Annotated in this window: 20 protein-coding genes and 2 pseudogenes; 5 read left to right on the top strand and 17 right to left on the bottom strand. The window is 53.2% G+C overall.

Translation table 11 applies throughout. The annotated features are described in order from the left end of the window. The first annotated feature begins 13 nt into the window (after positions 1-13). Positions 14-751 carry a DUF4252 domain-containing protein gene (locus HG15A2_RS18840; protein ID WP_145062242.1) on the top strand — a complete coding sequence of 246 codons (738 nt, stop codon included), beginning with the start codon at positions 14-16 and terminating at the stop codon, positions 749-751. Positions 752-860: 109 nt separating this feature from the next. Here the strand turns inward: HG15A2_RS18840 and HG15A2_RS18835 are convergent, their stop codons facing one another. After that, the gene (locus tag HG15A2_RS18835; RefSeq protein WP_145062241.1) at positions 861-2,756 is read right to left on the bottom strand and encodes a hypothetical protein; all 1,896 of its coding nucleotides are present in this window, start codon (positions 2,754-2,756) and stop codon (positions 861-863) included. 43 nt (positions 2,757-2,799) lie between these two features. Then, positions 2,800-5,376, bottom strand: coding sequence for a multiheme c-type cytochrome (locus HG15A2_RS18830; protein ID WP_145062240.1), 2,577 nt, complete (start codon positions 5,374-5,376; stop codon positions 2,800-2,802). Between the two features lie 186 nt (positions 5,377-5,562). Between HG15A2_RS18830 and HG15A2_RS18825 the strand changes: the two genes are divergently transcribed. Together HG15A2_RS18825 and HG15A2_RS18820 are read left to right on the top strand one after the other, a co-directional pair. After that, positions 5,563-5,781 (top strand): hypothetical protein, encoded by a 219-nt coding sequence (locus tag HG15A2_RS18825; RefSeq protein ID WP_145062239.1) that lies wholly within the window; start codon positions 5,563-5,565, stop codon positions 5,779-5,781. A 340-nt stretch (positions 5,782-6,121) separates the two neighbouring features. Next, on the top strand, positions 6,122-7,390 hold the full coding sequence (locus HG15A2_RS18820) for an endonuclease/exonuclease/phosphatase family protein (RefSeq protein ID WP_145062238.1): 1,269 nt from the start codon (positions 6,122-6,124) through the stop codon (positions 7,388-7,390). 353 nt (positions 7,391-7,743) lie between these two features. Here HG15A2_RS18820 and HG15A2_RS18815 read toward each other — a convergent pair whose 3' ends face one another. From HG15A2_RS18815 to HG15A2_RS18775, 10 genes and pseudogenes are all read right to left on the bottom strand, one after another. Then, positions 7,744-8,406 carry a hypothetical protein gene (locus HG15A2_RS18815; protein WP_145062236.1) on the bottom strand — a complete coding sequence of 221 codons (663 nt, stop codon included), beginning with the start codon at positions 8,404-8,406 and terminating at the stop codon, positions 7,744-7,746. A gap of 2 nt (positions 8,407-8,408) precedes the next feature. Then, the gene (locus HG15A2_RS18810) at positions 8,409-9,194 is read right to left on the bottom strand and encodes an RHS repeat-associated core domain-containing protein (RefSeq protein ID WP_218932092.1); all 786 of its coding nucleotides are present in this window, start codon (positions 9,192-9,194) and stop codon (positions 8,409-8,411) included. A 431-nt stretch (positions 9,195-9,625) separates the two neighbouring features. After that, positions 9,626-10,369, bottom strand: a pseudogene (locus HG15A2_RS25205) (RHS repeat-associated core domain-containing protein); the annotation flags it as partial. A 276-nt stretch (positions 10,370-10,645) separates the two neighbouring features. Continuing rightward, a complete protein-coding gene (locus HG15A2_RS24670) occupies positions 10,646-11,011 on the bottom strand; it encodes a hypothetical protein (RefSeq protein WP_246117788.1) in 366 nt (121 codons plus the stop codon). A gap of 196 nt (positions 11,012-11,207) precedes the next feature. Next, positions 11,208-11,429 (bottom strand): annotated as a pseudogene (locus tag HG15A2_RS25200) (RHS repeat-associated core domain-containing protein); the annotation flags it as partial. Between the two features lie 121 nt (positions 11,430-11,550). After that, a complete protein-coding gene (locus tag HG15A2_RS18795; protein ID WP_145062230.1) occupies positions 11,551-12,411 on the bottom strand; it encodes a hypothetical protein in 861 nt (286 codons plus the stop codon). A gap of 159 nt (positions 12,412-12,570) precedes the next feature. Then, complete coding sequence (locus HG15A2_RS25195) at positions 12,571-13,368, bottom strand: RHS repeat domain-containing protein (RefSeq protein WP_391483902.1); 798 nt, start codon at positions 13,366-13,368, stop codon at positions 12,571-12,573. A gap of 519 nt (positions 13,369-13,887) precedes the next feature. Next, positions 13,888-14,601, bottom strand: coding sequence for an RHS repeat-associated core domain-containing protein (locus HG15A2_RS25190; RefSeq protein WP_218932575.1), 714 nt, complete (start codon positions 14,599-14,601; stop codon positions 13,888-13,890). Between the two features lie 658 nt (positions 14,602-15,259). Continuing rightward, complete coding sequence (locus tag HG15A2_RS25185; protein ID WP_218932090.1) at positions 15,260-15,913, bottom strand: RHS repeat-associated core domain-containing protein; 654 nt, start codon at positions 15,911-15,913, stop codon at positions 15,260-15,262. Between the two features lie 23 nt (positions 15,914-15,936). Continuing rightward, positions 15,937-16,890: a DMT family transporter gene (locus HG15A2_RS18775; RefSeq protein ID WP_145062226.1), complete on the bottom strand. Its 954-nt coding sequence runs from the start codon at positions 16,888-16,890 to the stop codon at positions 15,937-15,939. 289 nt (positions 16,891-17,179) lie between these two features. Here HG15A2_RS18775 and HG15A2_RS18770 point away from each other — a divergent pair, with 289 nt between their 5' ends. Then, on the top strand, positions 17,180-20,635 hold the full coding sequence (locus HG15A2_RS18770; RefSeq protein ID WP_218932089.1) for a serine hydrolase domain-containing protein: 3,456 nt from the start codon (positions 17,180-17,182) through the stop codon (positions 20,633-20,635). Positions 20,636-20,872: 237 nt separating this feature from the next. Here the strand turns inward: HG15A2_RS18770 and HG15A2_RS18765 are convergent, their stop codons facing one another. The 5 genes from HG15A2_RS18765 to HG15A2_RS24220 form a co-directional block, all read right to left on the bottom strand. Continuing rightward, positions 20,873-21,211 (bottom strand): hypothetical protein, encoded by a 339-nt coding sequence (locus tag HG15A2_RS18765; protein ID WP_145062222.1) that lies wholly within the window; start codon positions 21,209-21,211, stop codon positions 20,873-20,875. A gap of 178 nt (positions 21,212-21,389) precedes the next feature. Then, positions 21,390-23,186, bottom strand: a complete 1,797-nt coding sequence (gene lepA / locus HG15A2_RS18760) for a translation elongation factor 4 (RefSeq protein WP_145062220.1) — start codon at positions 23,184-23,186, stop codon at positions 21,390-21,392. Between the two features lie 73 nt (positions 23,187-23,259). Then, the gene (locus HG15A2_RS18755) at positions 23,260-23,916 is read right to left on the bottom strand and encodes a DUF3124 domain-containing protein (RefSeq protein WP_246117787.1); all 657 of its coding nucleotides are present in this window, start codon (positions 23,914-23,916) and stop codon (positions 23,260-23,262) included. 466 nt (positions 23,917-24,382) lie between these two features. Then, complete coding sequence (locus HG15A2_RS18750) at positions 24,383-24,742, bottom strand: SpoIIAA family protein (protein ID WP_145062218.1); 360 nt, start codon at positions 24,740-24,742, stop codon at positions 24,383-24,385. Positions 24,743-24,895: 153 nt separating this feature from the next. Beyond that, positions 24,896-25,669 (bottom strand): SDR family NAD(P)-dependent oxidoreductase, encoded by a 774-nt coding sequence (locus tag HG15A2_RS24220; protein WP_261342173.1) that lies wholly within the window; start codon positions 25,667-25,669, stop codon positions 24,896-24,898. A 27-nt stretch (positions 25,670-25,696) separates the two neighbouring features. Between HG15A2_RS24220 and HG15A2_RS18740 the strand changes: the two genes are divergently transcribed. Next, the gene (locus HG15A2_RS18740) at positions 25,697-26,095 is read left to right on the top strand and encodes a TetR family transcriptional regulator C-terminal domain-containing protein (protein WP_246117980.1); all 399 of its coding nucleotides are present in this window, start codon (positions 25,697-25,699) and stop codon (positions 26,093-26,095) included. Positions 26,096-26,245: the final 150 nt, after the last annotated feature.

Below are 26,245 nucleotides of genomic sequence, written 5' to 3'. Positions count from 1 at the left end.
GAGGGATTTGATCATGGTGGTGCGTTCAAGAGTTTTCGATTCTAGAACCGGCAGGCGCAAGCCACGGGCTAGTTTCACTTTATCCGCGCTTGCAGCACTGGCAGTTGTAGCTTGCGGCAGCGCAGTAGGATTTGCGCAAAGCACAGATGCGGCGGCAGGCGCAGAACTAGGTCGTATTGAATTCGACTACCAAGATGGCCCCGAAGCAGTTCTTGAAGTCGATCTTGGCAAAGGGATGCTCACCGATGTGAGTGGACTCATCGAAGCGGCGCTGGCCGGCTTGGTGGAAGGTTTGCTTGATAGTGAGCAAGGCGATCAGTCGCAGGCGGTTGCCCAGACGGCTGACTATGTGAATTCGGTCCAGCAGATCGTTGCCGTACTCGGCAGCGCGGTGAGTGAGGTGCGTGTTCGTGGTTTCGATCGCCTCACCGATGAAGACGAGCCTGCTCGCACAGCGCTCATCGCCCATTATCAACAGAGAATCCGTAACTCCGATTGGGACGATCTTCTGCGCGTGAAAGATCATGGCGCTAGCGCTGTGGTGTCTGTGCTACGAGAAGAGGGGGCCATCCGCGGCCTGTTTGTCATGGGCTCGGAAGGAAATAATCTCATTCTTGTCAATGTCGTGTGCGACCTTTCGCCTGAAAAGGTGAAGACTGTCACAAAGCAACTTGCCGAGCTCGGCATGAAGTTTGGTCTCAAGAAAGAGCTTGAGAAAGCGATGCAAGAAATCCAACGAGAGTTGCACTAACGAACAGAATGGAATGGCAAAGCACGGAAAGTGAACCACGAAGAGCACTAAGGGACACGAAGGACTTCGTGCCCTTTGTGTTCTTTAGGGTTGCGTTCATGTAGTCCACTCAGAACTTCCGCCTTAGTTCAACTCGCATGCCACTGATGTCTTGCTCGTTTTCTAACCAGCCGTACATGGCATCGGTTCGCAAGATGAGCGATTGATTCAAGGGCTTTTGGTAACGCATGCCAAAGGCGTACTGGTCGCCGGCAGCGTTACGATTCGCTTCTGAATCAAATCCCTGCACGGTCGCGAACTCCAACAGTAATTGCTGCTCAAGACAGTTGCCCAACAGGTCGACACCAAGCGCCGCGCCATAGGTGTTATTTGCCGTGTCATCGAGAATTGGGTAACCCGTGAGCAAGTCGCTCTCGAAATTAATGCCCGTATTTTTGAGCACCCCCTGTAAGCGGCCCAACGGCTGAGGGCGACCAAAGCCGGCGAAGAGGTTCGCATAGGGCACAACATGATACGGATTACGTGTAAGAAAACTGTTCTCTAGCAGGAGCAAGTAGCCGTCGGCTGTACGCAGATCACGCGGGCCTTCTTGCCCTTGATTGATGATCAAACGTGCGGAGTTGGAAACTAGGTTCGCATAACGACGCGTGTAGCTGAACGCAAAGTTGTGATAACTGCGACTCTCGTCAGTGACGTCGTTGACATAGGCCCAGCCCGCTTCGAGATAGCCACCGCGGCGTTCGATAAACGTCGTTGCACCTACGAAGTCTGCTTGATCTGCGGCAGGTCCGTCGAAGGCGCGCGTCGTGAGTTCATCCCAGCCTACAAAGAAAGTCGTATCGAAGTTCGACCAATCTAAACCGGGCGAGTTGCGCGCAGGTATTGTGGCCGCGGCACCAACGAAGGAGTCTTCCAGCCATACGCCGTTCTGGAATAGCAAAGGAATCAAACCGACAGCGAACGGTGCGTCGAAAGGTGCTTCGATGCCGCGGAAACCTCCGAGTATCTGCCCCATGTCACCTTCAAAATACAATGCATCGGTGTTCTGGTCGAAGCCGTCGTAATGCTCTTGGTAATCGGCATCACCGTCATCGAAGAGAATCCCAGTGAACTGTTGGCCTTCGTCCAAAGGTCCCCAGAATGCATGAATGCGCTCGGTGCTAGTGATCCAGAAATCCAGTTCAAGATTCAAGCGACTGTTCCATGGCGTTTCCGTATTGCCATTGTTTCTGTTCTGAGCAATGGCGGTACGGAAGTCGCCGTACACAAAAAACTTGGGCTGCACGAGATTCGTACTACCCAAAAACGTATAGGAAGGTGGCCAGGGGCCGGTTGGGTAAAGCGGTAGCGGGCGTTCGCACAACGGGCGTTGCGCACAGATCTCATTCTTGCAACCATACACCTGTAACTCGCCAAACGAATCGAAACCCATTTGCGGACTGATCGGATCGGGCGAGAAGTCATTCGAGGAGTAATCGGCTTCGCAAGTTTGGCAATCGTGTAAGTGCGGCACGAAGCGCATCGCTAGCGGTTGTTCTTTTGCCTTAGGGTCCTGGCCAGCAGCAATCTGTTCCCATGGCGGTGCGTGGGCTGATACTACTGCTGGGTTCACGGGTGCCGCAATGCCATGTCGCAGCGGTCCGCGCATGTAGCCGGGCGATGGTCGGCAAGCGACTTCGACTGGTGAGGTCGAGACAGGCAGCTCCGGCGGTGCAAAACAAGAGGTTGGCAACGCGGCAGTTTGCAGTGGCGCAATGAGCGCTGGTGCTGTTTGCGGTGGAGCAGATTGAGGTGGGGCAGATTGAGGTGGGGCAGGTTGCGGTGGGGTTGGCTGCTGCATCGGCGCAGCGATGGTCTCAACTGCTGTCTGCCCTGGCGCATCGAACAGAGGCTGCGCTGCCAACACCGAACCTTGCAAACCAACAAACAGCACCGCGCAACAGGACACAGTTCGACCAATCGGTCGAACGAGTTGAAGCCAGTTTGTGATGTGCGTAGTGAGCATAATTCAGTTTCAGTAGCCAATAGCTAAGAGCCAATAGCCGTTTCTATCTAACCTCAAACTCGAAACTCGCCTGATGAAAATCCATAATCCCTTCAGTCATGCTGCGCACCATCTCGGGTGTGCTATTGCAGAATCGCATGAAGTACGGCGGTTCGGCACGGCTACGCATGCGGAATGACAAGCGGTATCGCCCCGGCTGGCAGACTAGTTTGCCAGGCACTTTATAGGGAACCTTGCGCGAACCGAGCGCCGGTAAGGAACGACTTTCCATGCGAATGAAAGGCGGGTGATTGATCGTGGAGATCGGTTGTGCCCCGGGGCGAATAAACGGCAACTGGTCGATGCTCACATTCACCGGTAGTGGAAACTCGCGATCGGTTCCCTTCGCACCGGTGATCAAGAACATGGTTTGCAAGTTGAATAGTTGCCAATCAAACGGCATTCGCTTGTTGCGAACTTCCACGGAGTGGATGTCTGCAAGATCGCCATTGCAATCCAGGTAACCTGTTTCCCATAGACGCTCGCCAGTGGGTCCGATGAGCACGACATTCGCCCACAGTTGGGGCTGGGCACCCAGTGAAGCGGTTGGCAAGTTGTGACCATCATTGGTGTTGATTACGTTGTAGGTAAATCGCAAGTCTTGTCCGACACGCGGCTGACGTTTGAAGAACGGGCCGTCAACGTGCGAGCCGTTTTCTAGTACGGCATGACGCAGCTTGTTCTTCTTCGCGAGTTTCTTTTGGTTGTCTTCGATGATCTCGCGTGCATCCATACGATCGTCGACGTCGTCCCACACCTTCGGGAACTTCATTTCAATGATGCCATTATCGACCGCATCCTCGAAACCCTTGGTTCCCCAACCCGCTCGCCAATCAAACATCAACCACTCTTGCATGGTCCAACGTTTGGCCTTGGGATGCCACGGGAACACGCCCGGATGTGCGATAGAGTAGCCAGGGCCATAGAAGGTGTGATTGGCGTGCTTGCGATTCTCGTTCACCTTCTTCTTATTGACGATCGCAGCCGCTCCCACCTCGTAGCCACTCGCCACACCGGGGATGCGACCCATGTGGCAATCCTGACAACTCACGCCTTTCTTGCACGCGGGTGAAGCGCGGTATTGCTCCCATACGACTTCCAACTTGATGCCTGGGTGCACGGCCACTTGGTGGCAGCTCGTACAGAATTCGCTTTTGGAAAGTTGAGGGAAGCACAACCCAGCTTGATGAATAGGCTGCCCCGGTTTCTTGTCATTCGGATCGATCTTCACTTTGTAATCACCGCGTTTAGCGATCACTTCGGCAACTCCGTCGCCACCAATGGTGCCATAAACCGGCGCGTGAATATCTCCCGGCACAATACGCCGTTCACCGTTGGTCTTGCTGTACATTTCGTTCACGCGATGGCACGCCACACAGGTGACACCCTCGCGTGCAGCTTGGGGCATGTCCCACAAGGCGGTGGTGCGCTGGTAGCCCAGGGCCGTGCCTACAGGCGAGTGGCATCGAAAGCAAAAGTAGCCAATCGTGCCGTGCGTGAGGTTGTGGATCGTTTGCTCGAACTTCTGGTACATGGGCGATACAGCCGCGTACGCGTGGGACGAAACGCTCCACTCGTCGTAAATCTTTTCATGGCATGTGCGGCAAGAAGTGGCATCGGGATACATCGAGTCTGCTACGAATTGGCAGCGTTCTTGTTGCAGTTGCTGTTGTGTTTTTGTGCTCGTCTTCTTGCCGGAATCTGTCTTACCAGTGCTGGCACCCGCGTGAGGATTCGGTGCATCGAGCGCTGGCGGCGCGAAGAGCCCTCCCTGTTGCGGTTGCGTCGCTTGCCCTGTTGAATGTGAGTTTTCACGTGGTGAACTGTTCGGAGCACGGCCACCGCTGGGGGCGATTACACCGCTGGGGGTTCTATTGTTGTTTGTAGCGCTCTGGTCGTTCGGGAACGCTCTATCTGTTGTGTCCTGCAAATCAGGCATTAACAGATCGTCGCGATCGTTGAGCAAGTCCTCTTCTGATTCTTCTGTGATGCCATTCTTTGGCATCGATAGTCCTTCGCGAGGCACTTCCAACAAGTCGTTACGATCTTCAAGTAGGTCTTCGGCTTGCTCTTTGTTTTGCTCAGCTTCGGTAGAAAGTTTGGGCGGTGTCTCGTTGGACGACGGCCTCTTATGGGTGGAAGGGAGAGGAGACAGTTCGAGCAAGTCGTCCTGTTCGCCAAGCAAATCGTCGTCGGTGGGTTCTTGATCGGTATAGGCGGTAGCGCGAACTTGTCCATCATGCTGAGTGTGCGGCGAGGGTTGTTGTGCATCGAGTGGAGGCAACTCTTGCAATAACTGCGGTTCGCTCGCCAGCGAAATCCAACCGGGGCAGCCGCCTTGCGCGAGCATTTCTTGCACCTGTAAATTCAAGGCAGAAGGCTCGTTGGCATTACATTCGGGGTGCTCTTGAGTTGCGCTTGTTGCCACGGAAATCGTATCCCTAACAAGAGGATCGCTCTCCCCTGGTTTCACCCATTCGTTCCCACTGAACCAGTAGCCCAATAGGCCGCAGGTCACGACCAGCAGTGCGGCGCGTGGAAGGAGCGATTCAATGGTGGGATGAGAGTGACGAGACTTCATGATTAGGCACAAACAGAAGAGTACGCCGACACTGCTAGCACGATGCGAGGTGTGTACCGGACTTCCTCAGGCATCGAACCGTTGCCATAGGAGAATTGATAAATCTGCGCGCAATCGTCATAGTTTCACACACGCTAGCACTTCAGACGGCTAGAATGACACAAGTTCTTTGAGTCTCGATAAAGGGTGAGCCTAAGGCCTGTTCATGATCGGATTGAAACGAAGCTTGTCGCGCCGCACGACCATACCGATCTGCTAGTCTTGCTAGCCGGTGGCGCAGTGGGCAACCCGCGCGCTGGACACCACATTGCCAACAAGCAACCAACGTTGCTCGCCAAGTTGCATCGCACGCTGCTCAGCGAAGTGGGAGTTCCGGTAGAGCGCCTTGCCAAGCATTGGGTTTAGGCACGCGGCACTTATCCTCCATGGCTAGGCCAATCGAAAAGTAAGCGGTTAGTCGGTGCTGCCTCAAACTCGTTCCTGGAACCTTTCTCGGTTCTCCAAAGCAGCTCACTTCGCTTCCATGCGATTTCTCCCAAGGGTTCCTAAGTCAAATCCATGCAACACAATATGACGGACAAACACTCATACCTCTTACATATCTTGAGCCGTATCTTGGGACCATCGGAAACCCTGACATGCATCCGTCCTCCTGTCGATCGTGTGAAAATCATTGCACAAAGGGTGGCCCACTCGTAGACTGGAACTATATTTCTTCCCGCCATTCTCCTGCGCTTGGTCGTCCATGCTACCCACTCTTAGATATCTCTTGCTGGTAACGATACTTTGCTGCATTCAAGCAGCGCAGGCGCAAACCGGTACCTTTGTTGATCGTCAGCAATCGACCGACTTGCGAACAGTAAGCTACAACATCAACTGGGATTCGATCTTTGCGGACAACAACCCGGCACAAGCCGACAAGTTCGCCCGGGTGCTCGACGCACTAGATCCTGATGTGTTGAACTTGCAGGAAATTGGGGATCCCTTCTGTGAGAGTTGCACACCTAAGAACAGTACCGATGTGCGTGTGCTCTTGAATACCCTGATGCCACTGGGTGGCGCAGGTTGGCAGGTGTACAAGGGGGGGAGCAATGTGATTGCTAGCAAGTACCCGCTCTCGATGCAGCAGTACGATACAACCCCCGGCGGCAACCGCAGTCAAGCGATCGCCCTGGTTGATCTTCCCGACGCTCAGTTTGCCTCAGACTTCTATTTCCTCAACAATCACTACAAGTGCTGTGGCAACGAAGGCGGTTTTGAAGACGAGCTGCGGCAACAGGAGTCCGACTCGATTGTGAATTGGCTGCGCGACGCGCGCACGCCTGGAGGATTTGTCGATCTTCCACCGGGTACGCCGCTGGCCATCGTGGGCGACTTGAACCTAGTCGGCGGCCTCCAGCCGTTGGATACACTCATCGATGGCAACATTCAGGATGAATTCAACTACGGGCCGGACTCTGTCCCTGACTGGGACGGTACTCCTCTGACCGACGCACGCCCTCTGCACAACGGGGCAGGTACTGACGAATACACTTGGCGCAACGACAACTCGCCCTTTGCTCCTGGCGTGTTGGACTATGTGATCTACTCCGACTCAGCTCTAGACGTGGGCAATCAATTCGTGCTGAACACCGTCGCCATGACACCCGCCGAGCGGGCCGCGACAGGCTTGCTAGAATTCGACATCACGATGGACAACGACGGCGAGACCTACGATCACTTGCCAGTGGTGGTCGATTTCCGCGTGTTCGCATTCGCTGACAGCGATTTCGACTTTAGCCGCACGGTCGACGGGCAAGACTTGGAGACGTGGAGAATTGGCTTCGGCCTGGGGACCCTGTTCAGCGACGGCGATAGCGATGCCAACGGCACAGTGGATGGGCTCGATCTGTTGGCCATCCAGCGGGAGTACTCGGGGACGGCGAGTTCAGTGGTGGGTGTGCCAGAGCCGACGAGTTTGGCTTTGGCGCTATTGGCCTTTTCACTGCTGGCGTATCGAAGCCAGAAAAGGTGAGCCATTCTTAATTCCTTCCTGGAACCTTTGCTGGATTGCAAGGCATAGAACCGATTGCGATTGAGCTGCAAGTCGGTCTCCGGATCGAGCCTCCGTCCAGTATAGAGATACTCGTTGGCGATGTCGCGATTTTGTGCGTAGCGTCAATGCGAGGACGTGTTGTTCATTTTTTTTGTCAGGTGTGCGAACCTCCAAACTCTACGGGCTTTGCATGAGTTGCTTTCAGCTCGTCGTAGCCCATTGTGCCACAGCGATAGTTGAATCGGTGCTCGTTCTGATCCTGATTGTGTATTCCAGCCTCCCGATACTCAAGCGAATAGATTATTCGGTAGGGACAGGAGGAGCAATACAGATCACTCGGGTGTTTCCGAGTTAAAGTCTTCTTGATAAGCAATTGGACCGGTACTAGTCAAAGTGCCATCCTTAAGAATCAAGCCAACTCGATCTGCCTGCCTTTGCACGATGATTTCTTGATACTGCTCTTTGGTCAATAACGCGGTTTGCGGGCCTGCTGAACCACTTTGCACAAATACAATTTGGTCATACCTGCTTGGATTGTTATCCAATGCGAGATTAACAAACTCTTTGTTGTTACTATCAATCGTATTCCCAAACTTGAGTATCTTCTCATTCCGCATTTGCAAGAAGAAGCCCGTTGTCTCTAGTCCTTTTTCAAGCCACTCCAATTGAAGGCCGTAGTCCGCGTCTGTACGATTGCCCAGAACTGGCCGAACTATCCCCCATAGTACCAGAGGCCGATGAAGTGCATTCGATCCGCTAGTTATCAATTGTTGCAAGGCTATCCGGTCGCTAGGCAGCACAAACTCTTGTCGGACTCGAACCCCTGCATCTGTCTTGTCCAAGGAATCGTCTTCCAATTGACGTGTAGTTCGCAGAATACGCGATTCCAGTCCGGTAACGGCAAATTCATACGCTTGTCTAGGTCTAGCGTCTTCGCAGCCAATCAGCATGCACGTGAATACGAAAACCACAAAGCCCCGCAGATTCGATTTCATAGCTAGCGCCCCCTATTCTCTAAGTCAATCTCTCGAAGCGCGTTCTCGATAGCTCTTCGAATATCATCAAAAGTGGGAGTTGGAAACAAGGCCCCACCAAAAACACCAGCGTTACCACTATCATACATAACTTGATCTGTAGCTTTTTCCCAGCGGTTGTTAACGCATGAATAGAACTCGACTTCAACCCATAATGTAAACCCATTATTGCGTTGAAGCTCGCCTCCTAGGTGATCCAGTAATTCCTGAGATATATCTATGAGACTATCGTTGGGACTAACTTGTTCTTGCATACCCTCGACAATGATGAGTTCCTGAATTATTTTCCAAAGCGGACTACCCTTGCCGGGCTTCACACCGGCACCTCCAATGTTAACGATGTCGATGATATCCAATAGTATTTGAATGTCGTCGATGCCTTGAAAGAGGTTGTCAACAGCAGTCGGGTTGCTACCACCGGTTCCATGCAGAATGCCGGTAGGCGTAGGAAAGTAGACGTTGGGGAACCCAGGTGCAGGCGGCGTACAGCAACCGCCCTCCTCAATTAGTCCTAGAGGGTCAGAATAATCTGTAGGCGTTCCCCCTACGTATTCGTATAGATTGTTGGAACCTGCAAGGTAACGTACTGGATCGCGATTCACCCACCGCCCGAGATGCGAGACATAGAACCGATTCCGATTCAACTGCAATTCGGTCGCCGGGTCGAGCCTTCGTCCAGTATAGAGATACTCGTTGGGAAATGCACGGTGGGTTGCGTGCCGGGAAATGGGTTGGAAAACGGACCCCAATGTGCGTTGTTGATCGTCTATTCGGTTCCTGGAACCTTTTCTGATTCAGTCGCTCCGTCGCGAGGGTAGAAAAGTCCGTTCAGGTCGGTTCTACGCAACAAAGGCAAGAGTCGTTCGACAAGGCCAGTTGCAATTGGAAGCTGCATCTCCTACTGCTTAGGGCGCACTAACAACATATCCACTATGATTAAGGCCAATACTTTCCGTAGTCTCTATGCCGTCTAATGTGCGAATTATCTTACCCCAAGGGATACCCCACTCGTCAATGTTGACAACTGTAAGTTGGCTTCCAGACTCAATAGCCCATTCGTAAAAACCGATTGTGTCTCCATGAAGCGTTTCTTTGTCTAGCTCTGGTGGCCATTCAATCATTTGAATTCTATCGCCAATCTTTAGGTCCCGCCAAGTAATACTCATCTAACCTCCAATGCCTATGGGAGCTTCCTACAGGTGACATGCCCGCAATCACCCCCACTGCCTGGCTTATGGCATCCAGCATCATGACATGCTTGCGTAGCGATTGCGGCTGCTTCCGCTTCGGTCGAACCGGCACCAGAAAAGATCTCTCCATAGCATGGTGTACCGACTGACCAATTCCTGGCTTTAATAGTGCAACGCCAGCGATCCTTTCCGTCTGTTTCTTCAGGACAGTCGGGGAAATAGGGTCTATAGGGTTCAGGCTCAGGCTCAGGCTGGGGATTAGGGATTGATTGGGGTCTCGTGCGAGGGAAGGTATTAGGGATAGTAGGAGGTGTCGGACTAGGACTAGGTGCGAGAGGGGCCGGACTCCACCAGTTTCCAACCGCTTCTCCCCATCCATAAGTTTGTTCCCATCGATCACCTACATGGTATCCGGCTATTGGCGCAGCAACTGCGGCACCTGCGGCTATTACTACAGGAGCAGCCGCGACAGCGGAACTTCCGGCTGCTGTTGTACCTCCCGTCCCCCAAACCCAGGCCCAGAAGCCACCAGCAGCAAGAGCGGCTTCCCTTCCGCTGGGGTCCAGCCAGTAGCTTGGATTACTCAGCACATAGCCATACATGTTCATCCCGTCCACATAGACAAGGATGTCGCGATTCACCCACCGCCCCAAGTGAGCCGCATAGAACCGGTTCCGATTGAGCTGCAATCCGGTCGTCGGATCGAGCCTATGTCCAGTGTACAGATACTCGTTGGCAAAGTCACTCTCAGGGACGTGCGACCAGTGCTAGTGGGCTTGGTTGGTTTGAAGTTTTCAGTTGAAGATGGGCTCCTTTCCGGAAATGTTGGAAGTGTGAGATGTGGCAAATCGGCCGCCGATGCTCACTGCTGGCTCGGGGCTAGCTGGCGTGCTGACGTCACGTGACATATGAGGTCAGGCGGTTCGCTAGGCAGACCGTGATAAACCAGCAGTGGCACCCGATTTCGCCAGTGCCACCCGCCGCATTACTCGGTAGTGACAGGTCCGTGGTTACTCGACTTCTTGCTCGTCTTTGGGTGTTGCTTCTCTTGTATTCTCTAAACGAAGATTCCTAAAAATGCCAATAGTAACCATTATCACCAGAAACAAAGCTACTGACACCCCAAGCGGTATATGAAATGGCAGACCTACAGTTTTGACGAAAATCCAAGCTGATATGAATAGTGCTGTCCCAAGGAGAAAACTATAACGCATTACGTATCCCAACCTATGGGTTTGGACAAAGCTTACAGCCAAGATGACAAAAACTCCAGCCTGCAGCGCAAACAGCCCCGCATTCTCCCACGCAAGCCAAGTATCCAGGCCCTGTGGGTATGCATAAAACAGTGCACCCAGCACCGCAGATCGCCAACGCATCGGCACATTCTTGCTGGCATGCCGCAGTACTGCACCCCTTTTTACAAGGAGGCTTCGGAGGTTTCGAAGGATCGGGTCCTATGACAGGGCCTGGCGGCGACCACGGGGGATAATCGTTAATATCGAAATCCGCAGGTGCATCATATGGCTGGGGAATCTCCCACTCCCAAGGAGGAGCCTCCTGCAAACCTAATGGATCTTCGTAGTATGTAGGGCGACTACGCACGTATCCATACAAATTGGGGCCACCCCAATACCCAATCGGATCCCGATTCACCCACCGCCCCAATCCTGAGTGGTAGAACCTGTTCCGATTCAACTGCAAGCCGGTCGCCGGGTCGAGTCTTCTGCCAGTATACAGATACTCGTTGGAGAATGCACGATTGGGTGCGCGACTCGCACTCTCCGTGGTTAGGATTCTCCAACAAGTCTCTAATCAGTCAGAGGCCTGTCGATTCGGTTCCTGGAACCTTTTTTGGCTCGGTGCTCGTTCTGATCCTGATTGTGTATTCCAGCTTGCCCATTCTCAGGCGGATGGACTAATCTGCAGGGACAGCGGGAGCGACACGACCAGTATTCTCATCTGTAAGATTCTCAGGGTTGTCTGGACGGTTAGTGTTCTTCGTGTGCTTCCACTCGTTCGGAAGCTTCTTAGCGAAACTGACATTCGGGACATCCCTGTTGATAGCAGGGTCATAGCTAGTAGTCTTGTTTCTAAACTCACCGTCAAGGGTGTACGCCTCATCGATTCTTAGAATCAATTGGGACTCTTTGTCGATCCAAAGTGTTGTTTGGCGGGTGCCAGAAATGCCCTCCAACACGTAGCAATCTCTATTGTTAAGCACCTTTTTCTTTATTGGACTCATCTTTGCTAAGCTAAGTATACGTTTGCCACCAATTTCTCCTGGCATCAACAGAGATGGGATGTTGTGTGAAGTACCTGAAGATACACCAGTCAACATTGCAATCGCGGTGCCGATCGACTTCACCGGTACAAAACCTCTTTTCTGCCCAGTGTTGGTCATGGTTTGCTTCCCTTCATGCCAGACAACATATGGTGCTTCGAACCCAAGATTGAATGCGTTCTTACGAAATGCAAACCGAAATGCTTTCGCTCTCTCGAAAGCTGTGTGGAATTCAAATACGAGTTGCAACTTGGCGCCGTTAGCACGTTGAATGGTTGTTATCGAAATTCCATTGTCCACGTAAGTCTCGGCTACGCGGTACGTTTCGGCAGAGCGAGCTAAAATAGCGTTGGCTGAAATTCCTGGTTTTTTGACACCGACTGGTTTGTCTGCACTTAGCTCTGCGCTGATGCACAAAGGGAGAGCAGCGAGAGTAAACGCTCCAGTTGATAGAACAGTCAGGGCAAGTCGAGTAACTGAAGTTGTCAGATTCATACTTTTCGGCAGCTCCAATGAACAAATGGGACCCACAGTCGAAAAGAGACCGCGACAAGTTGCTTGTTCAAACATCTACAAGTAAGGTGCAGGCTTCTATTTTCGTTGCTAAACGGATCGTGGGCGATGGCAGCATACTGTAAGAAAGCCAATCACAAATTACCTACCGTTCCCAGCAACGTTTCCCGCGCAAATCATGTATTTCTCTTGTGCTGTCGCGTATTTTGCGCAAGTAAAAACTGCTTTTGGACTACCCACGCTCAATTCCGCGGTGCACTGCAATCCCAACCTAAAGGCATTTAAGCCCAGAGCGCCGCAATCCCTAATTACTTCCTTTATTGTATCTTCAGGATCGCAATACGCCGGATTGCAATCTTGTTGTGGGAAGTGCTCGTCGCATCCCGCCTTGCACTCCCTAATGTCTTTCCTCGCAAGCTCGTGGCATTCTTCAGAAGGACGACCCTTATCTCTGCAAAGCCAATACACACCTCTTCGACCACTCAGATACCCAGTGTCATGAGGCGCTAGAAAGCATCGTTTACGGCATTTCTTGTTCTCCCAGGCGTTATGGATATTTAGTTGTTCGCAAGTCCTAGGTTCCAGTCCATACGGGTCCCTATAAATTGCGATTGCACTGCTTGCGTACTCATAAAGATTCCACTCGCTCCCCAAATACCCAATCGGATCGCGATTCACCCACCTGCCCAAATGCGAAGCATAAAACCGATGGCGATTGATCTGCAACCCAGTCCCCGGATCGAGCCTACGTCCAGTATACAGATACTCGTTAGGAAATGCACGACGGGTTTCGTGCCGAGAAATGTGTTTGAAAACGGACCCCAATGTGCGTTGTTGATCGTCTATTAGGTTCCTGGAACCTTTTCTGGCTTTGACTTTTCGGGAGGGACAGTTATTCGGGGGAGTCGCTGTTGGAAATCGCTTGCTTACACTTTTCACTTTGATGTGTTTCTACATTTGCAATACCCTTAGTGTTGTCTACTGTAACGTAAAAGGGAGGGCCGTACTTACGTAGCACACGCCAACTATACCCAGTAGTTTCCGGGTGATTAGATCGAAATTTTCGGCGAGACTCAAGATTTGTGAAGTTATCTCGGTGAAGCCATTGCCTCAGTCGCACTGCTTCATTGAGAACAGATTCTTCAGTAGACATCATAAATCTAATGACGTGCCAACCAGTGCATAACCTGTATCTGGGAGCATATACGGCTGCTTTGACGATTCTTGCCTGGTCTCTGCATTCCAACTCATTGACCTGCAAGAAACAATCCGTTCTAGGATCACCGATATCTCCAGCCTCATACCAAAAGAGTCCCGTCGATGTTCCGATGTCAGATTGTATCTGGTAATGTGAATGAGGCTTACCCCACCCAAGTTGACTGCACAAACTAGTAATTTGTTTATCCATGTTATATTGTTCAAATACGGCGGCTCTAAAACAAACATGTATTGAATCAATTAGCGACACTCAAGGATCGCCTTTGCAATAGCAGAATTTGTACTGCCCATCACAATTCGGCAGGTCTTTACAACTTTTTCTAGACATTCTGCCAATCGGTTCGGCATTTGAGCCGTTAGACATGTTGCACATGCAATAGCAATCTCCTCCCCCAGTTCTGGCACGTACGGTCTATTTGGCTCCGTTTCAGGATCTGGCTCAGGCTGGGGATTGGGTATTGATTGGGGTCTCGTGCGAGGGAAGGTATTAGGGATAGTCGGAGGCGTCGGACTAGGACTAGGTGCGAGAGGGGCCGGACTCCACCAGTTTCCAACCGCTTCTCCCCATCCATAAGTTTGTTCCCATCGATCACCTACATGGTATCCGGCTATTGGCGCAGCAACTGCGGCACCTGCGGCTATTACTACAGGAGCAGCCGCGACAGCGGCACTTCCGGCTGCTGTTGTACCTCCCGTCCCCCAAACCCAGGCCCAGAAGCCACCAGCAGCAAGAGCGGCTTCCCTTCCGCTGGGGTCCAGCCAGTAGCTTGGATTTCTCAGCACATAGCCATACATGTTCATCCCGTCCACATAGACAAGGATGTCGCGATTCACCCACCGCCCCAAGTGAGCCGCATAGAACCGATTCCGATTCAGCTGCAACCCGGTCGCCGGATCGAGCCTACGTCCAGTGTACAGATACTCGTTAGGAAATGCACGTCGAGCGACTTGCAGTCGATGCTGTGGGTTACTTTTCCTTGATTATTAGTTCATGCGAAGAGCTTGCTCCTATGAGGCTTGGGACGAATTAGAAAAGGCTCAGGCTGAATTGAAAAACGGAAACACTCAGCCCGCTAACGAAGTGCTTGGTAAGTACGCAACGTCGGCATGATCGAGCAGCCCCGGTGCGAAACCATCGGGGCTATTTTTATGACTTGGTCACTTCGGCCTTTTTCATCAGGGACTCAATTTTGATCGGCAAATTGGCACGCGTCGATTCCTTTAGTTGACTCTTACTTGCTTCATTTTGCACGGATGAAGTTTTCGGGAGGGACAGGGGCTTTTCTCCCTAAGATGCTCAGGACTTGGGATTCATGGTTGTTTGGGCTCGTTGGTTGCTGGATTTTCTGGAGGGACAGGATGTCTAGTGTGTGAACAGCTTTATCAGAAAACTGGTCATAAGGAAGGCAGCTATGCCTAAAAGCAATACTCTAGCGTCATTCCAATCCATTCCATATTCGTAAATCACTCCAAGAAATACGACAAGAGCAATGAGTAGGGCATATGAAATGGATTTGCCCGGGCCAGTTGACATAAAAGAAGGGACTTTCATGAGGTATGCACGCTTTGTTGCCGGTCAAGACGGCCAGTTATCTGTCGCATGTACCAACACCTAATCTAATTTACATTTTTGACATTTTGCTTTACACGCTTTGTACGCTGCACCACAAAGCAGACCGCATGCGGCTGCATTTCCTCCACTAAACAGAGCGCACCCAGAGAAGCAAGCAATGGACGCCGTCTCGCATTTATCAACGCAACTGCTTTTAGAACAAACATCCCAAATGGTGCAAACGTCGCTAGGCTTCGCGTCGCAAAGTTCAATGTCTGTTGTATCACCAAAGCCAATGTTAGGTTGCCAACAGGCATCTTTGCAACATTCTTGCAAGCGTCTATTACGATCACACTTTGCTCTAACCTTCCACGTTCTTCGACCATTGCGAGCCTCACACGAGCATATCAAACACCGAGGGCCCAACGGCTCAAAAATAGGCGTAAATACAGTCCCATTTGGATCGAGCATCATTAAAGGCATCCCACCCACATACTCATAGAGATTTAACGTCCCACCATCATACCCAATCGGATCACGATTCACCCACCGCCCCAAATGCGAAGCATAGAACCGGTTCCGATTCAGCTGCAAGCCGGTGCTCCCATCGAGCCTACGTCCAGTATACAGATACTCGTTATCGGTTACCAAGAAACTAGCGTTTTTTCGCGAAAAACTCGATTTTCTATCATTTGCATTTGGTACTTTCGCCACAGTGGCACTTGGGGTCCCACTGCTCACTTCCTCGCCACCAAACTCACCCCAGCAATTGCCACCGCCATGCCGGCGAAGTGTTGCAGCGAGGAAGGCTCGTCCAGCACGACGATCGCTAGGAGCATGGTGAGTGTTGGGCCGACCGAGCCGATGACCGTGGTGCGCGTTGCGCCGATGCGTACGATCGCTTCGTTGATCATGTAGCTTGGCAACACCGTGCACACGAAAGCCAAGATCAACCCGTACAGGTACACCACTGGCTGAGCGTCGATCAAATCGGACCAAGGCTGCGTCAGCAAGAAGTGGACGCCCACGAAGCAGGTAGAGCCGATCATCGCGAGGCTTGTGAACTGCGCGCTGCCGATTCGCTGCATCGCTGGCTTGGCGAACAGAATGTAGAGCGAGTAGCTAAGCGCGGAACCCATCACGAGCAATACGCCTAAACCAAGATGTTCGCTCTGCGTAAAAGCCCGCTCTCCGCCGTACATTAGCAGCACGCCGGCATAGCTCAAGAGAATTGCGAAGATGACGCGCGGGCCAAGCTCCTCGCCCAAGAACAACCAAGCTAACAGTGCAACGATGGCCGGGTAGGTGAAGAGCGTAAGACGTTCTAATTGCGCAGAGATCATCGACAACCCGGTGAGGTCGAGATAGGAAGCCAAGTAGTAGCCGAGAAACCCCAGGCCGAGCGCTCGTAGTACCTGTTTGCGAGTGAGCGGCTCGCATTTTCCGCCAGCGCGCAGCCGCCAAAGGACGATGGCGTACAAGGGTAACGCGAAGAATAGTCGTAGTGTGAGAACAAGCGTGGGGCTTGCGCCGGCGGCGAAAGCGAGCTTGATGAAGATCGACTTGAGAGCGAACAGAAACGTGCCAACGATGGCGAGGGTTACGCCTGATGCAAATTGGTTGGAAGGTGCGGATACCACTTGCCGCGAGGCCGTTCTGGAAAGTGGGCTGTTGAGATCGTTGCGTTCCATCGACGTATTCATAACCAAGCGGACACCCAAGGGAAGGGGAGGTTCGCTGGCGTCGATTGCCTCCATGTCTCAGGAGTCCCTGCAAAATAAGTCTTTATCGGGAGTTTCCTGCTTTTTTCTCGCACTCCTGTCCGGGGTTGGCTCGGGTTGTTGATTAATCCTGTGTACGAGCTAGCGAGTCGGCGGCGCCGCAACAACGCCTGCCCCGCCACTCGTCACTTCTGAACCCCCAGCAATGGAAACTCCTCGTTCAAGGAATATCGCGATGGGCACTGTTAAGAAAAGCCGTATGAATAACCGCACACGTAATCGCCAACCAAGCCAATGCAACCGTTACCGCCGTGGGTTCGAGCATCTGGAAGACCGGCGGGTAATGGCGGTGCTGCTCGGGTCTTCGACCTTTGATGCTGGCGTGATGGGCGACAATTTCGAGTTTCTCTCCAACGGTGCCGCAGTCGGATATGGCTACGCAATCAACGCCGGTGGCACGGTCAATGCAGCTACCGGCGGCGACGGGCTGGCACGCACGGCGGCCAACATGCCGATCACGAACTTCAACTCGCTTACCGAGATGGAAGTCTCCAGCGTTTCCAAGACAATCACTGCCACCGCCATCCTCCATAAATTGCAGTCGATGCCCGGTGGGCTCGATGCGCAGCTCAACACGAGGCTCGTCGACTACCTGCCGAGTGATTGGAATCCAGGCAGCAACGTACAGAATGTGAGTCTACGCCACCTACTGACGCATAGCAGTGGCTTTCTTGAGGTCGGTAATTCGATCGGCGTAGATTTTAATAGCTATGGCAACAACAACTTTGCCAACCTGGAAGCCCTGGTGGAAGCAGGACTGCCCGCGCCGACCATCGCAGCGGATAGTGTCTACGACACGCCAAGGTGGAACCCTAGTTACAATAACGCGAACTTCTCGTTGTTGGCGAAAGTCGTACTGCCGAAGTTGATCAACCCAGCGTCGAATCTAACGGCCAATACTCTCTTCGGGCCAGACTTAATCAGCGGTATCATCTACAAAAACTACGTAAAGGACAATATCTTCGATCCGATGGGCATCACGGGTGCAGATATGAAGACCAACTTGGCGAATCCTGCGGTTGGCTACAATCTGGCCACCGCCAACGCCAATGCGGGACTCAACCAGTCGGACCTGACTAACACGGGTGGAGCGTTTGGCTGGAAGCTCAAGGCGCGCGAGTTAGCTACGTTTCTCGACGCCATTGAGCACGACAACAGTATCCTCTGGTCATCGACCCGCAACATGCGAGACCAACAGGAACTTGGTTGGTTCGCTTCTAGCGATAACTTCGGAACCACCTACTCTCACAACGGCGCCACCGGTGGCAGCGCCGGGAATTTCCGCTCGCAGATCGCTTCCTTCCCGGGTGACATCCAAGCGTCTTACTTGATGAACTCCGAATCAACGAACCTGCCAGGCGGTTCGACCGGACAGATGATGAAGACCGCCTACCTGAATGGTTGGACCGATTTGACTGTTGGTGGAACCAGCGGCGACGACAACTTCGTGCTCCGACTGGACAACACCGGTCTGAAACCGTCGGTCGAGGTCGTGCTCAACGGCAACGTCGAATTCACGCATTGGGTCAGCACGCTCGACTCCGTGACGATCAACGGTGGCTTCGGCAGCGACACCTTTACGATCGAAGGTTGGAACTCCGCGATCGATCTGGACATCAACGGCGGCTGGGGAAACGACTCGGTCAGTGTGTTGCCTGGCGTCAAAAATATCGAGATGGTCAGCGGCCTGACATTCAATGGCGGCTTCAATACGGATACGATCACGATCAACGACCAGTCGAATCCCTATAGCAACGTCAGTCTGAGTCGCATGTATACGATCTCCGACAGCGGCGTATCGCGATTCCGTGCACACCCATTCCAACCGGCAAATCCGGGCTTATTCCTGCCGGTTTCGATCGCTTACTCCGGCGTGGAGAGTGCCGATATTCGGACGGGCGGACAAGCAGATATCGTCAACGTGGCGAGTGCCCTCTCTGGCGTAATGAATGTGAGAACCATGGCGGGCAACGACCTGATCACGGTTGGCGCTTCGCTGGGCAACCTGGAAGAGTTTGACAACACGTACATCGACGGCGGCACGGGAGGCGACACAGTTCGCATATTCGACCACAACGAAAGCGGCAGCGAGCTCTCGACCGCTCATTACGATATCGACGACCACAGCGTGTCTCGGTACACGACCACTTTTGGTTTTGTAACCCCCGGCGGTCCGACGACCTACGATGTCAACTTCTCAAACGCTGAGAATCTTGAGCTCACGACAACCGACTTTGTCGACAGCATCCGTGTGCATGCCACGACCGAAGGGCTGACGACGATCAATGGCGGTGCCGGCAATGATCGACTTTACGCAAGTCCGGACGACCAGAACATGGAATTGGTCGACGATCTTACGTTCAATGGCGATGCCGGCATCGACAAGCTGTTCATCAGCGATCAGAACAACCCCTATGGCTTTGGGCTTAGTGATGATTACGACGTTTCTGCTTCTCGCGTGATCCGTGGCAAGGCAGATATCTATCTCATCGGTACGCCGGCCAACATCAATGTCGATTACTCGAGCGTCGAAGATCTCACGCTGAGCACCGGCTCGCAAGGCGACACAGTCGATGTGGAGAGCACGCCTTGGACGCGGGCACTGATTAAGACCGGCGACGGCGACGATGTCGTGAATGCTAGCCCCATGGACAGGAACATGGAGCTAGTCGACGGGCTGGAGGTTGATGGTGGATCGGGTGCCGACACATTCAATGTGTTCGATCAGAACAACCCCTATGAGTTGCCGGGCGGCGGCAAATACACGATTACGCCTGAGGAGATAGGTCGCTACGAAGAGCACGTTCTCTTCGACAACGTTGCCATCCCCATTGATGTGCAGTACGGCGATATTGAGACGGTGACACTCGCCAGCGGTAACCAGGGTGATGAGTTCACTGTCGACGGAACAGCAGGCGTTGGCACGCTTTCACTGGATGGCAATGGTGGCGCCGACGAATTCTACGTGGTCGGCCCGGCGTTCGAGCAGATCAATATTGCTGGCGATTTCCCGATTTTTGCACCGGGCGATCAACTTCACGTGAATGAAGATGCATTGTACGAGACGACCGTTGTACCGGGGCTGTACGTCGTTGGTTCCGGTGCCGTGACCATTGAATCCTCGACGGTCAGCTACTCTGGTATCGAGACGATGGACTTGCAGGAACAGCTCTATGGCAAGCCTGGCGATTTTGATGAAGATGGCGACGTCGACGGCGTTGACTTGACTCATGCGAGCAAGGGCTGGCACGAGCGATTCGGCGACGAAGTCGCCGAGAATGCACTGGACGGTTTCAATTTCCTCACATGGCAACAGAACTACGGAAACACACTGCCACGAACCGAGCTGACTCGAACAGTTTCGCTGGTGGTGGCAGACGAGCCGCTGGGAGGCGATCTGTCGCCGCTCGGCTTGGCCAGTAACGCGCAGAGTGGCGAGAGTGAGGAAGAGTCAGAAGAAGTAGTTTGGGGTTGGCCAGTAGCTGAGGACAACGCAGTTGTCACGCGTAAGGCTGCGGCGGTGGATGCGTCGTTTGCCGTCAGAGAAGATGCTGAAGCCACTAGTCTTGTCGGAAAGCAAGAAGCGACGGGCGGCAACTGGCAAGAGGCTAGTGATGAAGCGTTTGCTGATTGGGCGCTAGAGGGAGTTGTTTAGTGATTCTTAGTCAGTTTCAACTTGGGTCCAATGCTACCGACCATCAAGTCGCCTTCCGTCCTGCAGTACTCCTGACGCAGTGTGATTCTCTGGCCTCTTCGCCAGGTTCTTAGAATCGTATGCCAGACTTCTCATCCATGATTTCCTGGCAATAAACGTAATCGACTTTGTACCCGCACTCGAATTGCATCGCATGCAAACCTGGATCATCGTGCACTTTTTGCTGCCGGAAGACGCCTAAAGGTGCAACGGAATCGAGCGCATCTGCTCGTTTTCCGCAGGGGCTGGTGGAGGCTCGATCCAAGGTATCTCTTGGGATGCTTCCAATAGCTGGCCAACTCGCGACTTGAACTCGCGTGTTAGTTTGCCCAAGACTTCGCGCTCCGAACTGGCGCTGGCGGTGATGGCGGAGGCATCATCGCTGGCGAGGTTCGCAATTCTGCCAGTGACGATCCCGTCTTCGTTGGTGTGAACGTAAACGAGGCAAGCAAACACCGGCACGCTGGGCTTGGCGGCACCGGCGATGTCGAGTGGCGTTGGGTTGTTGGGATCGGAGTTGGCAGGATTGGGTTGCATTGGAATTCAACTATTGAGGATATGGAATGTCGCAAGCTGTGTTATCGGTCGGCGTAATTCCTGCGGTGAATTCATTGGAACGCTGACTCTGTGGGAGGTTGCTGATTGCATTGTTAGGTGCAAATCAATATTACGTAAATAACGTTGCAATCCGTGGCCAACACCCAGCGCCGCAATGCTAGTCATCATCCGCGCGCAGTACGGATACGAATGCTTTCTGTGGGATGTTCACGCTGCCGAATTGCTTCATCTTGGCTTTGCCTTTCTTCTGCTTCTCTAATAGCTTTTTCTTGCGTGTTACGTCGCCGCCGTAGAGTTTCTCGGTAACATCCTTCCGGTAGGGCGCGACGGTGGTTCTCGCGATAATTTCGCCGCCGATGGCACCTTGGATGGGGATTTTGAACTGATGACGGGGAATTTCCTTGGCCAGCTTTTCGCAGTAGTGCAACGCGCGTTTGCGCGCCTTGTCGCGGTGCACGAGATAGGAAAGCGTATCGACAGGTTCTTTGTTGACGAGGATGTCGACTTTCACGACATCGGTTGTGCGATACTCGATCGGTTCGTAATCAAACGAGCCGTAGCCGCGAGTGAGCATTTTTAGCTTGCCGTAAAAGTCGAACAGCACTTCTCCCAGTGGCATGATGCTGGTCACCTCCAGTCGCTTGGCAGAGAGATAGTCCATGGTTTGACTCTCCGAGCGATGCTCGCGGCACAGTTCCATGACTCCGCCGACATACTCTTCGGGAGTGATGATCGAAGCCTTAATGTACGGCTCGCTGGCACTCTCGATTGACGTGGGATCGGGCCAGTAGCTGGGGTTATCGACTTCCAGCTCCGAGCCGTCTCGCAGTTTTAGTATGTACTTCACCGACGGAGCGGAGATCACTAGACCGATATCGAACTCCCGCTGTAGGCGTTCCTGTATGACATCCAGATGCAACAGGCCAAGAAACCCGCAGCGGAATCCGAAACCGAGCGCTGCGGAGCTGTCTTTCTCGAACGTGAGCGCCGCGTCGTTGATCGCCAGCTTGTCGAGCGCCTTGGTGAGCTCTTGATATTCGCCAGTGTCCATCGGGTAGATGGAGGAGAACACGACTTGCCGCGCCTTCTGATAGCCGGGGATGGGCTCTTCGGCTTGGCGATCGAGCAGTGTGATCGTATCGCCGATTTCAATGTCCTGCACGCTCTTCACACCAGCCACAATGTAGCCCACCTCACCTGCACTGAGCTGCTTGCGGGGATTGAGTTGGAACTGGTTGTAGCCGATTTCGTCTACCTTGAAGTCACGATCGGAGTGCATGAAGTGAATCGTATCACGCGGCTTGAGCGTGCCCTCCATAATGCGACACTGCAGAATCACGCCGCGAAACTTATCGAAGTGAGCATCAAACACGAGCGCCTTGAGCGGCGCGTTGGGATCTCCCTGAGGGGGAGGCAGCTTTTCGACGATGCCCACTAGCACTTCTTCAATGTTGATACCGTTCTTCGCGGAAATGGAAATCGCAGCAAACGGATCGAGTCCCAATTCCGCATCGATGGCTTCTTGAGCGCGCTCGATATCTGCGGACGGCAAATCGATTTTGTTGATAATCGGCAGCAGTTCCAGGTCGTGTTCCATGGCCATGTATAGATTGGCCACAGTCTGCGCTTCGACTCCCTGGGACGCATCGACAATGATGAGCGCGCCTTCACACGCCATGAGAGAACGCCGAACTTCGTGCGAAAAATCGACATGGCCAGGCGTGTCGATGAGGTTCAGCAGATAGTCTTTGCCATCGGGAGCGCGATAGTCGAGCGTGATGGTGTTGCTCTTGATGGTGATGCCCCGTTCGCGCTCGATATCCATCGAATCGAGCATCTGCTCATGCAGATCTCGCTGCGCAATTCCACCGCAAGTTTGGATGAGCCGGTCCGCGAGGGTCGACTTGCCGTGGTCGATATGGGCGATAATACAGAAGTTTCGAATGTGTTGCATGCCCCAGTTTAGCAGGAGGGCTGGGAGTAGGGCAGGCAGCTAATTTCAGTTCCCGCGGCAACTATCTGGGCACTCAATCGTGGGCCGGCACACGAGGCATGTCGCCGGCGTCGCTTTGTGATTCAGTCGCCTGCTCCTTGATGACCGTTCCGCTTCTGGCGAACGAGATGCCTTGCTGGGAGCTCGTGTCGATCATGACCGCCTCGATGACGGGCTCGCTCACCACTTGGTCGGCAACCCACTGGACGAGAAAGTTAGCGCCGCTGCCGCCGGAGGTGTCTTCCCGCTCGACCAGGAATTCGGTCGAGGCCAGCGGACCTAAGCGGAGTGGCTTGTCGAGGTGCTTCTTAGTGAGCTTACCGCTGGTGTCGTAATAGCGAACGGAGGTGACGACGATGCCATGTTCGAGACTCGTGTTGCGCACGCTGAGTGTGATTGTGAGCAGGTGCGGCTTGCCATCTTCGTGATACACGTGCGAGTACGCAGGAACGTAAACCGTTTGCCCACGAACTGGGTGGGTCAGCAGCTGGCCGAGCTCTAACTCTACGGCAGCGTCGTCGCCGGGATCGGGTTCCCGAAAGTGCAGGGCATCGGCGAACGAATCGAGACGCCGGTTCAGGAAGTAGCCGTAGATGGAAAGCGGCACGATGAGGGCGAGAAACCCGCCCATGACGAACCACCAAAAGCGTCGCATGAACGCGTCGAACTCAGTTTCTCGATCTTTGGCCATGTGAATCTCGTCCGGTAGGTTAACAATCAGAGATTAATGATCCCACAGTCGGTACGGATCGTCCAGCCGCTTCTACTCGGCGAGTTATAACATTCACAGCTCTTTGAGCTTGTCGGCGTATGCGGAATCTACACCGAGGTCGACTTGGTTGGGGTTCGACTTTTTGCCGGTGAAGGCGACTCCGCGACTATTCCCTGAGCGAAGTTATCGAGCTCAGACGTATCGAACCGCGACCGCGCGAACATGAACTCCCAGTGTGGCGAGATGGCTTTCTGCTTCAACAGTCCCACTACAACACTATCGCTTTGGGCTTTTCTAGCGTTGTGTCTTGCAATCCGTCATCACGGTCGATGGAACCGGGAGTCTTGTAGGCGACGGCTTTCATCATAGTTCTCCTTCGAAGGCATGCAGCTTACCTTGCCTGTTTGTGCTGAATAGGTGCCCGAACCACAGGCTGGAAGCCGTGTTAGGCGTTGATCCATTCGCGGGCTGCATCAAGCTTGGAAACGTCGAAGTATTTGATTTTCGCGGTCGTGAAGGGTCTGCAGAAAACGGCCATTCCCTGCTCCCACTTGCTTTCGCCGACAATCGCCAGCCGATCAATGTCGCTAAAGTGTTTGAGATCGAATTTGATATCTTCCCATAATGCTCCAGCGTCCCAGCCATGGAAGTCGTGCATCACGACTAAGAACCGAATCTTGCCGTGCTGCTGAATTCGTTGCTCGACAAACGGCACGAACGTTTCGTAAGCTTCAGCAGTCAGTTTACCAGTCACTCGGACTTCGATGACCTTGCCGTCTTCGCATTCGTCGATTTGAAATGACATGACTTTTCTCTCCCAATGTTTTTGGTGCAAGCAAAATCGCCCCGGCTTCGGCCGAGGGTCCAAATACTAGTATGAGAACACCTAGGGTCGCCAGCAAGCCATAGACCAAACATCGCACAAGACGCTTGGTGGCATGCTCGGTACGCTAGGCATTCAGCCCCGATCAACCAAGACAGGCTTAACAAGACGGCCATGACCAGCGGCGCATAATTTCCCACCACAGAAGCCAACAAGGGAGCGCAGACTAGAAAGCCACTGCCCATGATGGACGCAAAGGCGTAACGGTCGCCCTCCATCCTTCGCTGCTTCGTATCGCAGGGATATAGGAAAGCATCGCAAAGGCAGCGATGGCAATGACGATGACGAGCGTGGAAAGCATAGTCGTAGGACAGGCTGCTGCTTCAGCATCAGATTAGCAAGTAGAGCGAGACCGAGATTAGTGGCTCGATTTTCCATAGTTTGCCTCGACATTTTCAGGACCATTCGACGTGGCGGAAAGGGCACGAGCCATTCGAGCATCACTTTCAACTTCCATTCGTTGATCGCTACTAGCTTGCCATCGGTCATTGCTTCGTAGCCGACGCTGGCGACACTCTCAGGCGACTTTGCATTTTTCCAAAGATCAACGCCTTCCAAATCACCCGATGCAACAAACTCTGTGGCGACCGCTCCTGGGCAGAGAGCGGTAACGGTGACGTTGTCATCGCAAAGTTCTTCCGCAATCGCCTGCGAAAACGAAACAACGAACGCCTTGGTCGCGTAGTAAACCGCCTGAAGCGGCCCAGGTGAAAATGCAGCCGTTGAGGCAGTGTTGAGAATGCGTCCGCGCTCTCGAGCGACCATGTCCGGGAGAAACCGTCGAGTTAGTTCAGTCAGCGTAGTGACGTTCAGCTGAAGCATCGCCTCGTCCTTAGCCCATGTCTGCAGCGCTATCAGGAAACCGTCGTGACCCCGATGTTTGCGGCAGTTGAAGCCGAGGGCGCGGGAATCGCAGCGATTGGGCAGTACTTAGAAACAATCATTTCGGCTTTCGAGAAATCCGACTGCCCCAGCAACGGATGCCTCGTGCCCAATACTTTAGCGCAACTTGAACCCGACGACACCGAGACAAGGAAGCTGCTTGAGGAGCACTTCAAGAGGCAAGAGGATGGAATTCGCACGGCGATCACCAACGAAAACAAAGCTCAGAAGCATCTGGGCAAGAAAGAGATCGACGCGCTGGCCAAGTTCGTCACGATCTCCGTTCAGGGCCTTGCGACCCGTTTTCGTATGGCACCAGATGCGAAACCTCTGCGGCAATTTGCTCGCACACTGATTCAAATCCTGGAAGCACAGGTTCACGACGATTCCTGATGCTGCGTTGTTTTGTGCGACTAGCGGAGCCGACTCGAGCAGGCAATCGCCAGGAAATACAGTCGTTTCCTCTGGGTTCTTCTGGTGGAAGTGTGAATGAAGGGTTCTAGCACGCGTTTAACGACTAGGTTATGAGCAGTGAGTGAGGTT

The organism is Adhaeretor mobilis (genome assembly GCF_007741515.1).
Taxonomy (GTDB): Bacteria; Planctomycetota; Planctomycetia; order Pirellulales; family Lacipirellulaceae; genus Adhaeretor; species Adhaeretor mobilis.
Note: the sequence above shows the minus strand (reverse complement) of the source record. Positions and strands in the feature narration are given on the sequence as shown.